This window comes from Cupriavidus sp. 01L45, assembly GCF_056399885.1.
On record NZ_JBFTSG010000068.1, the window covers coordinates 30,689 to 44,286 of the forward strand.

General features: G+C 67.2%; 15 protein-coding genes and 1 pseudogene. 12 read left to right on the plus strand and 4 right to left on the minus strand.

From position 1 onward, the window contains the following. The first annotated feature begins 19 nt into the window (after positions 1 to 19). Genes pqqB through pqqE form a run of 4 tightly spaced genes read left to right on the plus strand, consistent with a single transcriptional unit; the run spans position 20 to position 3,063 of the window. Positions 20 to 934 (plus strand): pyrroloquinoline quinone biosynthesis protein PqqB, encoded by a 915-nt coding sequence (gene pqqB / locus AC1DT6_RS34735; protein WP_477115341.1) that lies wholly within the window; start codon positions 20 to 22, stop codon positions 932 to 934. Then, a complete protein-coding gene (pqqC, locus tag AC1DT6_RS34740) occupies positions 931 to 1,644 on the plus strand; it encodes a pyrroloquinoline-quinone synthase PqqC (RefSeq protein WP_441633540.1) in 714 nt (237 codons plus the stop codon). Before pqqB ends, pqqC begins: the two co-directional genes overlap by 4 nt. 41 nt (positions 1,645 to 1,685) lie before the next feature. Next, positions 1,686 to 1,931 carry a pyrroloquinoline quinone biosynthesis peptide chaperone PqqD gene (gene pqqD, locus AC1DT6_RS34745; RefSeq protein ID WP_035872850.1) on the plus strand — a complete coding sequence of 82 codons (246 nt, stop codon included), beginning with the start codon at positions 1,686 to 1,688 and terminating at the stop codon, positions 1,929 to 1,931. Next, the gene (gene pqqE / locus AC1DT6_RS34750) at positions 1,903 to 3,063 is read left to right on the plus strand and encodes a pyrroloquinoline quinone biosynthesis protein PqqE (protein WP_441633556.1); all 1,161 of its coding nucleotides are present in this window, start codon (positions 1,903 to 1,905) and stop codon (positions 3,061 to 3,063) included. Before pqqD ends, pqqE begins: the two co-directional genes overlap by 29 nt. Here pqqE and AC1DT6_RS34755 read toward each other — a convergent pair. Further along, complete coding sequence (locus tag AC1DT6_RS34755; RefSeq protein ID WP_441633542.1) at positions 3,044 to 4,006, minus strand: LysR family transcriptional regulator; 963 nt, start codon at positions 4,004 to 4,006, stop codon at positions 3,044 to 3,046. The genes pqqE and AC1DT6_RS34755 overlap by 20 nt on opposite strands. A gap of 121 nt (positions 4,007 to 4,127) precedes the next feature. Between AC1DT6_RS34755 and AC1DT6_RS34760 the strand changes: the two genes are divergently transcribed. The 7 genes from AC1DT6_RS34760 (at position 4,128) to AC1DT6_RS34790 (ending at position 9,414) form a co-directional block, all read left to right on the plus strand. Further along, entirely contained in the window at positions 4,128 to 4,958 is an 831-nt protein-coding gene (locus AC1DT6_RS34760; protein WP_441633543.1) for a dioxygenase family protein, read from the plus strand. A gap of 47 nt (positions 4,959 to 5,005) precedes the next feature. After that, positions 5,006 to 5,704: an alpha/beta hydrolase gene (locus AC1DT6_RS34765; RefSeq protein ID WP_441633545.1), complete on the plus strand. Its 699-nt coding sequence runs from the start codon at positions 5,006 to 5,008 to the stop codon at positions 5,702 to 5,704. 51 nt (positions 5,705 to 5,755) lie between these two features. After that, positions 5,756 to 6,187, plus strand: a complete 432-nt coding sequence (locus tag AC1DT6_RS34770; protein ID WP_477104566.1) for a rubredoxin — start codon at positions 5,756 to 5,758, stop codon at positions 6,185 to 6,187. Positions 6,188 to 6,282: 95 nt separating this feature from the next. Continuing rightward, positions 6,283 to 7,941 (plus strand): FAD-dependent oxidoreductase, encoded by a 1,659-nt coding sequence (locus tag AC1DT6_RS34775; RefSeq protein ID WP_441633549.1) that lies wholly within the window; start codon positions 6,283 to 6,285, stop codon positions 7,939 to 7,941. Positions 7,942 to 7,992: 51 nt separating this feature from the next. Continuing rightward, the gene (locus tag AC1DT6_RS34780; RefSeq protein WP_082095261.1) at positions 7,993 to 8,205 is read left to right on the plus strand and encodes a hypothetical protein; all 213 of its coding nucleotides are present in this window, start codon (positions 7,993 to 7,995) and stop codon (positions 8,203 to 8,205) included. 49 nt (positions 8,206 to 8,254) lie between these two features. Beyond that, positions 8,255 to 8,701, plus strand: a complete 447-nt coding sequence (locus AC1DT6_RS34785; protein WP_441633551.1) for a MarR family winged helix-turn-helix transcriptional regulator — start codon at positions 8,255 to 8,257, stop codon at positions 8,699 to 8,701. A gap of 248 nt (positions 8,702 to 8,949) precedes the next feature. Further along, the gene (locus AC1DT6_RS34790; protein ID WP_477104567.1) at positions 8,950 to 9,414 is read left to right on the plus strand and encodes a DUF4126 domain-containing protein; all 465 of its coding nucleotides are present in this window, start codon (positions 8,950 to 8,952) and stop codon (positions 9,412 to 9,414) included. A 25-nt stretch (positions 9,415 to 9,439) separates the two neighbouring features. Here AC1DT6_RS34790 and AC1DT6_RS34795 read toward each other — a convergent pair whose 3' ends face one another. Next, positions 9,440 to 9,703: a hypothetical protein gene (locus AC1DT6_RS34795; protein WP_035872706.1), complete on the minus strand. Its 264-nt coding sequence runs from the start codon at positions 9,701 to 9,703 to the stop codon at positions 9,440 to 9,442. A 337-nt stretch (positions 9,704 to 10,040) separates the two neighbouring features. On the opposite strand from AC1DT6_RS34795, the gene AC1DT6_RS34800 reads away from it, so the two are divergent. Beyond that, positions 10,041 to 11,753 carry an MBL fold metallo-hydrolase gene (locus AC1DT6_RS34800; RefSeq protein ID WP_441634049.1) on the plus strand — a complete coding sequence of 571 codons (1,713 nt, stop codon included), beginning with the start codon at positions 10,041 to 10,043 and terminating at the stop codon, positions 11,751 to 11,753. Positions 11,754 to 11,844: 91 nt separating this feature from the next. Here the strand turns inward: AC1DT6_RS34800 and AC1DT6_RS34805 are convergent. Both AC1DT6_RS34805 and AC1DT6_RS34810 read right to left on the minus strand, forming a co-directional pair. Beyond that, a pseudogene (locus AC1DT6_RS34805) lies at positions 11,845 to 12,411 on the minus strand (TetR/AcrR family transcriptional regulator). A gap of 300 nt (positions 12,412 to 12,711) precedes the next feature. Then, entirely contained in the window at positions 12,712 to 13,374 is a 663-nt protein-coding gene (locus AC1DT6_RS34810; protein ID WP_441634051.1) for a copper resistance protein CopQ, read from the minus strand. Positions 13,375 to 13,598 lie beyond the last annotated feature (224 nt).

Sequence of the window (13,598 nt, forward strand, 5' to 3'; positions counted from 1 at the left end):
GCTGGACAGGCACCAGGCCATGACGACACTTCGGGTACTAGGTTCCGCCGCTGGCGGCGGCTTTCCACAATGGAACTGCAACTGTTGCAACTGCGACGGCCTGCGCCGCGGCACCATCGCCGCCACGGCCCGCACGCAATCCTCCATTGCGCTGACCGAAGATGGCATCCACTGGCTCCTCGTCAACGCCTCGCCGGACGTCCTGGCCCAGATCCGCGCCACCCCGGCCCTGCAGCCAGCCCGCGCGGTGCGCGACACCGGCATCGCCGCCGTATTGCTCATGGACGCGCAGATCGACCACGTCACCGGCCTGCTGATGCTGCGCGAGCACCGCAGCGCCCTGCCCGTCTACGCCACGCCCCCTGTGCTGCGGGACCTGTCCGAAGGTTTCCCGCTGTCCCGCATCCTGTCCCACTACTGCACCCTGGAAACCCATCCGCTGCCGCTGGACGCGAGTGCCTTCACCGTGCCGCCGCTAGCAGGGCTGACCTTGCATGCGATCGCGCTGGACAGCAAGCCGCCGCCCTACTCCCCCAACCGCGCCGCGCCGCAGCGTGGCGACAATATCGGCCTGCGCATCGTCAGCGCCGGTGGCAAGCGCGTGTTCTACGCCCMCGGACTGGGCAGCGTCGAACCGCATGTGCGCGCGGAACTGGCCCGGGCCGACGTGATCCTGGTCGACGGCACCTTCTGGACCGACGATGAAATGCGCCGGCTCGGCCTGTCGTCCAGGCTCGCCAGCGACATGGGCCACCTGGCGCAGTCCGGCCCGCACGGCATGATCGCGGCACTGGACGAAGCGCCGGCAGCGCGCAAGATCCTGATTCATATCAACAACACCAACCCGATCCTGGTGGACGACTCCCCGGAGCGCCGCGAACTGGCGGCGCACGGGATCGAGGTGGCCTACGACGGCATGGAGATCGCCCTGTGACGCCCGCAGCACGCCCCCAACCGGTTTCCCCCGAGGAACGCGCGGCCTTCGAAGCGCGGCTGCGCGGACTCGAATCGCGCTACCACATCCATCACCCCTTCAACCGGCGCATGGCCAGCGGGCAATGCTCGCGCGAGCAGATCCAGGGCTGGGTGGCCAACCGCTTCTACTACCAGGTCAATATCCCGCTCAAGGATGCCGCCATCCTCTCCAACTGCCCCGACCGCGAAACGCGGCGAGAGTGGGTGATACGCATCCTCGACCACGACGGCACCGCCACCGAGCCCGGCGGCATCGAAGCCTGGAGCCGGCTCGGCGAGGCTGTGGGGCTGACGCGCGAGGCACTCTGGTCTCAACGGCTGGTGCTGCCCGGCGTGCGCTTCGCGGTGGATGCATACGTCAACTTCGCCCGGCGCGCTCCCTGGCAGGAGGCCGTGTGCTCCTCGCTCACCGAGATGTTCGCGCCCGCCATCCACAAGGAACGGCTGGCCGGCTGGCCGCAGCACTACCCCTGGATCGAGGCCGAGGGGCTAAGCTATTTCCGTACGCGCATTCCGCTGGCGCAGCGCGATGTCGATCACGGCCTGCGGGTCACACTGGACTATTTCCGCACACCGGCCGAACAGCAGCGCGCCACGGAAATCCTGCAGTTCAAGCTCGACATCCTGTGGTCGATGCTGGATGCCATCGAAAAGGCCTATCCCGTATGAACGCCCCCGCCACGCCCGTCACCCCCGAGACCGCTCCCGCCATGCCACGGCTCGACACGCTCTATCGCCTGCAATGGGAAGAGGCCCAAAAGGCATGGGTGCTGCTCTATCCTGAAGGCATGGTCAAGCTGAACGACAGCGCCGCCGCCATCCTGCAGCGCTGCGACGGCGCCCATACGCTCGACATGCTGATCGACGAACTGCAGACGTCCTTCGGCGTGCAGGGCATTGCCCCCGAGGTGCGCACCTTTGTCGAACATGCCTGCGAACGCGGCTGGCTCGTCTGAACCGGGTCCGCCGCTGTGGCTGCTGGCGGAGCTGACCTACCGCTGTCCGCTGCACTGCGCCTACTGCTCCAACCCGGTCGACTACGTACGCTACGGCCCGGAACTCGACACCGCGCAATGGCGGCGGGTCCTGGAGGAAGCACGCGCGCTCGGCGCCGCCCAGCTTGGTTTCTCGGGCGGCGAGCCGCTGGTGCGCGACGACCTGGAAGAACTGGTCGGCCATGCCCGGCAACTGGGCTTCTACACCAACCTGATCACCTCCGGCGTGGGCCTGACGGACGCGCGCCTGGGCGCGCTGCGCGCGGCCGGGCTCGATCATGTCCAGCTTTCGTTCCAGGACGCCACGCGCGAGATGAACGACTTCCTGTCGGGCACCCGCACCTTCGACCTGAAACAGCGGGTGGCAAAACGGATCAAGGCGCATGGCTACCCGATGGTGCTCAACTGCGTACTGCACCGGCATAACCTGGCCCACGTCGGCACCATCATCGACATGGCGCTGGATATGGGCGCCGAATACCTGGAACTGGCCAATACCCAGTACTACGGCTGGGCCTGGGAGAACCGGCTGGCGCTGATGCCGACCGAAGCGCAATTGCGCGAAGCCGAAGCGGTAGTGGCGTCCTACCGCGCCAGGATCGGCAAGCGTTGCCGCATCCTGTTCGTGGTGCCGGACTATTTCGAGACGCGGCCCAAGAAATGCATGAACGGCTGGGGCTCTGTGTTTCTCGGCATATCGCCTGACGGCGCCGCGCTGCCCTGCCATGCCGCGCGCATGCTGCCCGGCCTCATCCTGCCGAACGTGAGCACGCAATCGCTGCACGACATCTGGTACCACAGCGATGCTTTCCAACGCTATCGCGGCACCGCGTGGATGCCGGAGCCGTGCCGGTCCTGCGGCGAGAAAGAGAACGACCTCGGCGGCTGCCGCTGCCAGGCCTACCTGCTGACGGGCGATGCCAACCGCACCGATCCCGTTTGCGACAAATCTCCGGACCACGCCACCGTGCGCGAAGTCGTCCTGCACGGACGCCTTGCCGCCCACGGCCAGTTGCAGGCCACGGCGCACGAGGCGCCGCTGGTGTTTCGCGCGGACGCGGCGTCCCGCCGCTTCAGCGAATCGGGCCGCTAGCGAGGGGGCGTGACAGGCCGCCTCGCCCTACTCCCCCCTCTCCCCCGTCTCCCCACGACACATCCCGAAACGCCTCCACCAGGTAATCCACCAGCCGGCGCACCTTGAGCGGGAGCTGTTTGCGCGTCGGGTAGACCGCGTACACGCCGAGTTCGCTCGCCCGGTATTCGGGCATCAGTTCGACCAGTGCCCCGCTGCGCAGGTCTTCCTGCAGCATGAAGCTCGGTTGCAGCATGATGCCGCCATGGGCCAGCGCAATGGCGCGGCAGGTGTCGCCGTTGTTGGTGTACACACGGGCGCGCGTGCCCACGCTTACCTTGCCGTCCGGGCCATCGAAATGCCATTCGTCGCGGCCGGACCAGTTGGTGTAGGCGAGCACGCGATGCTTCGCCAGTTCCTGCGGATGCGCTGGCGCGCCGTGCCGCGCCAGATAGGCGGGCGATGCGCAAAGCATCATGCGCGTGCTGGCCAGCTTGCGGCTGATCAGCGCGGAGCTTGGCATGTCGCCGATACGCACCGCGAGGTCGTAGCCTTCATCGACGAGATCCACCACGCGGTCGTTGAGGGTGATGTCCAGGTCGACCTGGGGATACACCTGCATGAATGCGCTCCAGAGCGGCGCGAGATGCATGATGCCGAACGTCAGCGGCACATTGATGCGGATCAGGCCGCTGGGCTCCTGCGTGCGCGAGGTGATCTCGGACTCGGCATCGTCGAGTGCGGCCAGCACCTCCTTGGCGCGCTGATAGAAGATCCGCCCCTCCTCGGTCAGGGACAGCCGGCGGGTGGTGCGCTGTAGCAGGCGCACGCCCAGGCGCTGCTCCAGCGCGTCCACATGGCGCGAGACTGCGGCCTTGGACATGCGCAGGCCTTCCACCGCGCCGATAAAGCTGCCGGCCTCGACTACGGCGGCAAACACACTCATTTCCAGGGCCCGGTCCATGCGCTACGTGTCGGCTTGCGCCTGATTGTCTCGATTACCGGGACTATATATCACGATGAAGGCTATTTATCATCGCCAGTCGAATCAATAGACTGGAAGTTTTCGAGATGGGACTTCCGCCATGTCAGCCGCTACTCCTCTTCCCGTACTGTTCGTCTCCCATGGCGCGCCCACCTTCGCCATCGAGCCGGGCCTTGCCGGCCCGCAACTTGCCGCGCTGGGCCGCGCGCTGCCGGCCGCCGAGGCGGTGCTGGTGGTCTCGCCGCACTGGATGACGCGGGGCGGCGTGCGCGTGACCGCAAGCCCGCTGCCCGAGACCATTCACGATTTCGGCGGCTTTCCGCGCGATTTGTACGCGTTGCGCTATCCCGTGGCCGGACACCCCGCGCTGGCCGCGCGCGCGGCGGAACTGCTTGCGCAGGCCGGCTACCCTGCCAGTCCGGACCCGCAGCGCGGGCTCGATCACGGCGCGTGGGTGCCGCTGCGGCACCTGTATCCCGAGGCGCAGGTGCCGGTGTTCCAGGTATCGCTGCCGCAGCCGCTGGACCCGGCGGGCGCGCTGGCCTTTGGCCGCGCCCTGGCGCCGCTGCGCGGCCAGGGCGTGCTGATCGTCGGCTCCGGCAGCATGACGCACAACCTCTACGAGTTCCGCGGCCACGGCGGCGGCGATGCGCCCTATGTGGCGCAATTCACCCAATGGGTGCGCGAGGCCACGCGCAACGCCATGCGCGATGGCGATGTCCAACCGCTGATCGACTACCGGCGGCTGGCGCCGCACGCCGAGCGCGCCCATCCGACCGACGAGCATTTCCTGCCGCTGCTGGTGGCCATCGGCGCGGCGGCGGCGGGCGAACCGCTGCAGGTGATCGACGGCGGCATTACGTACGGCATCCTGTCGATGGAATCTTATGTGATCGGCCAATACCGGCACGACCAACCCGTGGCGGCCTGACCGGTGCCACGCTCCTTCAAGGCAAGCGTTACCAGACCCGAGATGACATGAACACCACCAGCAACGACATCAGCCCACTGACCCAGGACGCCGCAACGGGCCTGCGCTATCGCCTGCGCAACGCGGTGCCGGACACGACGCCGGCAGCGCGGCTGCTCCTTCTGCACGGCGTGGGCAGCAACGAGACCAGCCTCGCGGCGGTGGCCACGCGTATCGATCCGCGTGTCCAGGTGGTACTGGTGCAAGGCCCGCTGACCTTTGCGCCGGACCAGTATGGTTTCTTCGAGGTCAGCTTCCATGGCGGCGCGCCCGCCATCAACGCCGCCCAGGCGGAGCGCAGCCGCCAGCAACTGATTGCGCTGGTGCGCGCGCTGCGCGCGCAGGATGGCGCCCTGCCCGCGCGCACGGTGATCGCCGGCTTCAGCCAGGGGGGCATCCTCAGCGCCAGTGTCGGCCTGAGCGCGCCGACCGACGTCGCCGGCTTTGCCGTGCTCAGCGGCCGCATCCTGCCGGAAATCGAGCCGCATCTCGCACCGCGCGAGGCGCTTGCCGGGCTATCGGCCTTCATCGCCCACGGCGAGTTCGACAACAAACTGCCGGTTGGCTGGGCGGAACGCGCTGACCAGTGGCTGGATGCGCTGGGCGTTGCGCACCAGACCCGGCGCTACCCGATCGGCCACGAACTGAATGCGGATGTCGTTGCCGATTTCCGGCAATGGCTCGCCGGCGTGCTGTTTCCTGGCTGACCAGCATCCTGAGCGACACTACGCCCCCGGCGCAACCCCAATTTCATTGGCATGTACAAAAAAGGCACCGCAGTAGAGATCCAGTTTTCCCCTGACCGCCTGAATGACGGCGCGGGCGATCCGTATTGGATCGACCTGACGGCGGAAGAGACGCAACAGCTCCTTGCGCTGCTGCAGGCCCGCGTGGCCGCCGGCGGGCAAGGCACGTCGGCGCCGCTTGTCTTCAGCCTGGACGAGCCGGCGCAGGCGGATAAAACCGGGCCAGATGACACAGCAAGGCCCATTGAGGCTGCCTCGGCCACTGCCGTCGCCGGCGAATTCAAGCAATGGGTATGCATCATCTGCGGCTGGGTCTATGACGAGGCCGCCGGCCTGCCTGAAGAAGGCATCGCGCCCGGCACCCGCTGGGAGGACATCCCCGCCGGCTGGCGCTGCCCGCTGTGCGACGTGGGCAAGGAGGACTTTGCGATGGTCGAATTCTAAGCGGCGCCTTCCGCGCAGGCCTTGGCAATCTGGTTGTGCCCGCAACCATTTTGGTATATCTTGAACTGGTTGCGCACACAACCAGGAGACAAGACATGTACCAGCGCGAAGTCCACGCCGCATCCATGCCGGTGCTGAACCCCGATGGCACGGATGCGCCGCGGCAGGTCGTCATTGCCGGCGGCGGCCCGGTCGGGCTGGCGGTTGCGCTGGCTCTGGCCCGCCACGGCATCCCCAGCGTGGTGCTGGAGGCCGACGACGGCACCTGCGAAGGCAGCCGGGCCATCTGCATTTCCCGGCGCTCGCTCGAAATCCTCGATGCGCTCGGCGTTGTCGCGCCGGTCCTCGGCAAAGGGCTCGCGTGGGCCGGCGGCCGCAGCTACTACCGCAACGAGGAAGTGCTGCACTTCACCATGCCGCACGAGGCCGGGCAGGCTTTCCCGCCGATGGTGAATATCCAGCAGTACTACATCGAGCAATACCTGCTGAACGCCATCGCGCGCTACCCCGGACTGATCGAAGTGCGCTGGCAGAACCGCGTCACCGGCGTCGCGCAGGACGCCGGCGGCGTGACGCTGGCGGTGGCAGCGGGCGACACCGCCTACACCGTGCGCGCGGACTGGCTGGTGGCCGCCGATGGTGGCCGCAGCGCCGTGCGCGATGCGCTGGGGCTGTCGCTGCGCGGCATGCAGTATGAGGGGCGCTACGTGATCGTGGATATCGCCATCGACGCGCCGCGCGAGGTCGAGCGGCTGGCGTGGTTCGATCCGCCGTCCAACCCCGGCTCCACCATCCTGCTGCACCAGCAGCCGGACAAGGTCTGGCGCATCGATTACCAGGTCGGCGAACACGAGGATGCGGAGCAGGCGGTCAAGCCGGAAAACGTGCTGCCGCGCGTGGCCAGCCACCTGGCGATGATGGGCGTCACCGCGCCGTGGGAGCCGCTGTGGATATCGATCTACAACGCGAAGTGCCTGACGCTGGACGACTACGTGCACGGCCGCACGCTCTTTGCCGGCGATGCCGCGCACCTGGTGCCCATCTTCGGCGTGCGCGGCCTGAACAGCGGCTTCGACGACGCCTTCAACCTGGCCTGGAAGCTTGCGCTAGCCGTGCGCGGCAAGGCCTCGCACGGCCTGCTGCCGTCCTATTCCAGCGAGCGCGTGGCCGCCGCGCGCGAGAACATGCGTTTTGGCGCCAAAAGCACAGAGTTCATGGCCCCGCCCTCGCCCGCTTTCACCCTGATGCGCGAAGCGGTACTGGGGCTGTCCGCCAGGCATGCGGAACTGCGCTCGCTGATCAACCCGCGCCAGACGAGCCCCGCCACCTTTGCCGACTCGCCCATCGCCGCGGCGGATGACCCGGCCTTCGCCACCGGGCCAGCGCCGGGCGCCGCGCTGCCGGACATGCCGGTGCTCGACGCGCAGGGCATGCCGGCTTCGCTGCTCCACTGCCTCGGCACGGGCTTCACCGCCTTCTGCTTTGCCGGCGCCGGCCAGGATCCGGACGCCGTCGTGCCAGGGTTGCGCGAGCTATGCGCGGATGGCCTGGAACTGGACTGCCGCCTGATTGCCGGCGCGGCACCGGCGGCCGGCAGGCTGGCCGATCCGGACGATGCCGTGCGGCGCGCGCTGGACGCCACCGACGGCACGCTGTACCTGGTCCGCCCCGATGGCTATGTGAGTGGGCGCTGGAAGCATGCCCGCGCCAGCGATGTGCGGGATGCCATCGCCCTGGCCATGCGAATCGACTGAAGAAGATTGAACACGATTCAAGACGATTGAAGCGGAAAGACGGAGGACCGTATGCAAACCACCATGACCCCGACCGAACTCGATGAAATCTACACGGCGATGTGCTACCGCATGACAGCACTCGGCGAGCGCGATGCTTCCCTCTACCTGGCCCGGGTCGCACTGTTGGCGCTCAGCCGCCATGCTGGCTTCGCGGATGCCTCGCAACTGCTGCGGGAGGTCTCGGATAGCTTCGGCGGGCACAGCGGCGCTCTCCCCGAATGACGACGATGCAGGCATACTGCCCGCCTTGCCCTACCCGGCCCTGCTAACCATGACCAGCCCCAAGCCGTCGCTTTCCGACTTCGCCACCTATCGGCTGCACCGCATCGTCAAGCAGTTCGACCGCGGTATCGCGCGGGCATACACAGACGAACTGGGCCTGTCGCTGAGCGAGGCGCGGACGCTCGCCGCCATCGGCGAATTCGGCCCCTTCCTGGTGATCGATCTCGCGCGCTTCGCCAACCTGGACAAGAGCCAGGCCAGCCGCGCGGCCGATCACCTTATCAGGCAGGGACTGGTAAAGCGCGAACCGTCTCCGACCGACGGCCGCGCGGTGCTGATCTCCTTGTCCGCGACCGGCAAGCCGCTGTACGAGAAGATCATGCGGGTGGCTTCCGGCCGGCACGAAACGTTGATGTCCGCCCTCACCGCCCAGGAACGCGCCGTGATGGAGCGCGCCCTGGGCAAGCTGCTCGCGCAGGTCGAGACAATGTTGTGAAGACGGGGCGTCCCTTCTTCCACGGGACGCACTTCCGCCGCATGTGGGCTAGCGCACAGGCCGGCGCAAGGCGCCAGCATAAGCTCGTCGCGCGGCCCGTTCGAGGCGATCCCGTCCCCCGGTCCTTGTGCATGGGACGTGGGTCGGGTGACGAATGATTGCAGTCCGGATCTGCGTTGTCCCCGGTTCGCGCCAGCGCACCGGGCGTGGCTTGCGCCATTCGTCAACCTTGATCGAGGACAGACTCCATGACGCTCTACCTGCTCTCGCTGTTCATCGGCATCGTGGCCGGCCTGCGCGCCATGACGGCGCCCGCTGCCGTCAGTTGGGCGGCCGGCCTTGGCTTGCTGGATCTGTCAGGCAACTGGCTGGCCTTCATGGGTTACCGGTTCACGCCCTGGATCCTCAGCGTGCTGGCGCTGGCCGAGCTTGTCACCGACAAGCTGCCCGCCACGCCGAGCCGCAAGGTGCCGCAGCAGTTCGGCGCACGCATTCTCACGGGCGCCCTCGCCGGCGCGGCGATCGGGGCGGGCGGCGGCATGCTGGCGGGCGGTGCCATCCTTGGCGCCATTGGCGCCGTGATCGGCACGCTCGGCGGCGCGGCCATTCGCGCGCGCCTTGCGGCAGCGTTTGGCCGGGACCGGCCGGCAGCGTTGATCGAGGACCTGGTTGCCATGACCGGCGCCGTGCTGGTGGTCCTTTCGCTGGCCTAGCCGGCAGCGGCGGCGGGCCAGCGGACTACAAGGAATCAACCAGGCTTCTGATGACTTCCGCCAGCCGCGCGGCACGCGCACGCCCCTTCTGGTCCAGGTCCAGCGCGCCGCCCGCGGCCAGTGCCTGCAGCCCGAACGAAGCGTCGGTCATGTCGCGCCACGACGGGTGATCGGCGTGCATGGTCTCGAGCGCCTGCGCGCCCGCCACCAGGCGGTTCCGGTCCGGCTGCAGGCCGGCGGCCAGGTCTTCCAGTACCGCGGCTGCATCAAGCAGACCCTTTCGGTTCATATCGGCGTCTCCCCCAGTATCTGTCTGGTTTCGCCCCACCCGGCGCCTATCGCACGTCGGGCATGTATTGCATCTCAGGCGGGCCGAAACGGCTTGCAGCACCGCAAACAGTGCGCGCTGCTTCTCACCCCCTCGGCGGACACAGCGGCAGATCAGCGGGCGGGGTGATGCCAGCATCTTAATGGCCGGCGCCGTTCCAAGGCTGCCGCGGCACCTCCGTATCTACCCGCGTATCGGTAGCGCCCTTTTCCTGTCTCGCTTTCCCTCGGTGGCATAGCCGGGCGATGCCGCTACACTATCGCCTGAACCCAGCCAGTCAATCAGGAACCCGCCCCACATGAGCGAACAAGAACAGAGCGGAAGCACCCCCCCTTTGCGATCCCGATCCACCTCCCTGCGCCACGCGGCAAGCATCCTGGTCGTGCGCGATGGCGCGGCCGGCATGGAAGTGCTGCTGGTGCGGCGCCCCGAGCGCAACGACGACCGCAGCAGCGGCGCTTTTGTCTTTCCCGGCGGCACGCTCGATCCCCAGGACAGGGCTTTGCATGATGTCTGCGCCGGCCTGGACGACGCCGCGGCAAGCCAGCGCCTCAAGCTGCCGGACGGAGGCCTCGATTTCTACCTGGCGGCCGTGCGCGAGTGCTTCGAGGAAGCCGGCCTGCTATTTGCCAGCGATGCCGGTGGCCAGCTGATCGCGCTGGATACCCTCGACGCGGCGCAGCATGACTGGCTGCGGCAGTCTGCCCGGCATGGCGGCCCGGGCATGGCGCAGCTGTGCGAGCGCCTGAATGTGCGCCTGGCGGTGGACCGCCTGGCCTACCACAGCCATTGGCTGACGCCGCCCGGCCTGCCCAAGCGCTTCGACACGCGCTTCTTCGTCGCCGTGGCGCCCCCAGGGCAGACCGCCGCGCACGATGGCGACGAGGCCATGGAGCATATCTGGGTGCGCCCCGGCGATGCCATCGACCCGGCAAGCGGTATCAAGACCGTGCCCGTCACGCGGCGCACGCTCGCGTCCATTGCTCGTTTCGACACCGCGCAAGCGTGCTTTGACCATGCCGCGCAGTTGCGCGACATCGCGCGCATCATGCCTCGCCTGGCCCAAGGCAGCGGCGGCCCGCGCCCCGTCTTGCCGAGCGAGGCAGCCTATGCGGAGATCGAGCGCATCGACCCGCACGGCGAAGGACATGCACGCTACGAACTGGCGCCAGGTGTCGCTGTGCGCCTGTCCGAGCGCGTCTGGCGCGTCACCGCCAACAATGGCAGCGTCATGACCGGGCCCGGCACCAACACCTACTTTGTGGGCGATCCCGCGCGCAACGAGTGGGCGGTGATCGATCCGGGCCCCGACGATGAAGCCCATGTAGCCGCCGTGCTGGCAGCCGCGCCCGGGCCAATCCGCTGGATCCTCGCCACCCACACGCACATCGACCACTCGCCGGCGACGCCCCGGCTGAAGGCCGCCACCGGCGCCCCGGTGCTGGGCCGGCCCGCCCCGCCGACGTCGCGGCAGGACCAGACGTTCCAGCCCGGGCGCATCCTGGAGCACGGTGAGCGCCTGTCGCTGGGCAATGGCTGCACGCTGCGGGTGATCCACACGCCGGGGCACGCGTCCAACCACCTGTGCTTCCTGCTCGAAGAAGAAAAGACCTTGTTCACCGGCGATCACGTAATGCAGGGCTCCACCGTCGTGATCAATCCGCCCGACGGCGATATGCACGCTTACCTGGCCTCGCTGGCAGCCTTGCAGAATGAGGACCTGGAATGGCTCGCCCCTGGCCACGGCTTCCTGATGCCCAGGCCCGCCGATGCCATCCGTACCCTGATCCGTCACCGCATGCAGCGCGAAGCCAAAGTGCTCAACGCGCTGCGCGACCTGGGGGAAACCGATATCGACACCCTGCTCCTGCGGGTCTACGACGATGTGCCCGAACGCATGCTGCCAGTGGCAAAGCGCTCGCTGCTGGCGCACCTGCTCAAGCTGGCGCGGGACGGCCGCGCGCAGGAGTCAGGCGAGCATTGGAAGGTAGTGGCGGACGCGCCGGGCTGATGCGGCGGCGGATCTCCGGGCGGATCATCGGTTGCATCGCCCAAACAAAAAGCCGACCTCGAAGGGTCGGCTTTTTCATGTGCCGGCGTGCTTACTCGGACACCGAGGCCATCAACAGATCCGCCGCTGACTCCAGCCGTTCGGGCGCACCGAACAAGCGCGCAACGATCAAGCCGTTTTGCAGCGCACCGTAGATCACCTGCGCCAGCGCACGGGGCGTCACCGGGTAGACTTTGCCGTACTCGCTCTGGGCGCGTTAGATCAGGCCCATCAGCCAGTTTTCGTTCATGCGATAGAACTGCTTGAGCTCGGTATGGACCGACTCCGGCAGGCATAGCGTCTCGGTGGACAACATGCCTGCCAGGCAGATCTGGTCGCCGCAGGCCGCGGTGCGCAGGAAATTGAGGTAACCCTCCGCCTGCTCGCGCGGTGAAAGCGACGAATCCACACTACGCAGCCGCTCCGAGATGCGGGCGCTGTATTCCTTTACCGCCTCCAGCACAAGGTCGTCCTTGGCGGGGAAGTAATAGTGGATGCTCGAAGTCTTGACCCCGACCAGATCGGCCAGATCGCGGTAACTGAAACCATTGAAACCGCGCCGGCGGATCAGCACCAGCGTGTGTTCGAGCAGTTGTTCGCGTACGGATTGCGTTTTCATAGCGAGATCTTATCTATCTATTGATAGATCCTCAAGCCAAATTCGTGTGCATTCGCACAAGTTGCTCAACGCTCACTCAAGCCGGCAGCACTTGCGCCACTACCGTGATCAGAGAGCCGCTGGCCACGCAGAGGACCACCCAGCCAGCCAGGATCAGGAAGCTGTCCCGTAGGTTCATGATGCACTCCCATTCAAATGTCTAACCTTGTTTCATTCCCTGCCCCGGTCGCCGTTCAGGCGGTGGAACCGGTGCGAACCGGCTCCTCGCCCTGGCGATCCCGTTCCCGCGCTTGCCTGCGCTCAGACATTGGCGCCATCGGTGAACACATCGAACTTGCCGGCACGGGCGCCGTCGGTATAGGCATCCACGCTGCGGGCCGGCGAAGCCGACACGCCGGTGCGATCCAGGCCAGCGACGATGCGGGCGCCGTCGGTGTATGGGTCGGCCTTGCCGACACGAGCGCCTTCGGTGAACGGGTCGAACTTGCCGCTACGGGCGCCATCGGTATAGGCATCCACGCTGCGGGCCGGCGAAGCCGACACACTGGTGCGGTCCAGGCCGGCGACGATACGGGCGCCGTCGGTGTACGGATCAGCCTTGCCGACTCGGGCACCTTCGGTGAACGGGTCGAACTTGCCGCTGCGGGCGCCATCGGTATAGGCATCCACGCTGCGGGCCGCGGAAGCCGACACACCGGTGCGGTCCAGGCCGGCGACGATRCGGGCGCCGTCGGTGTACGGGTCAGCCTTGCCWACGCGGGCGCCGTCGGTGAACGGGTCGGCCTTGCCGCTACGCGCGCCGTCGGTGAACGCGTCGGGCGTGGCGCTGCGGAACACATAGCCGTACTTGTCGCCGGCGAAGCTGCTGTCCTTCGGGCCCGAGGCCTGCGCGGTGCCGGCAACGAAGGCGGCGGCAAGGGCGGCGGCGGTGATCAGGGTCTTGGCGAAGAGGTTCGAGGTCATGATGTTCTCCATTCACTTTGAGGATCCGCGCTGGGGCGGAATCGAATCGGTACGCTTTGGAAGCCTTCGTTCTTTCTGGTAGTTATCTACTAGTAGATAGACTGGTTGGCCCAAAAAAACGGGGATTCCCCGGGTGTTGCGCTGGATCCTCTTTCCTGCTTCAGCTTTCTTGCTGGGGCGGAGCAGTGGCTTCCATGTCCTGAATATTATCTACTGGTAGATAG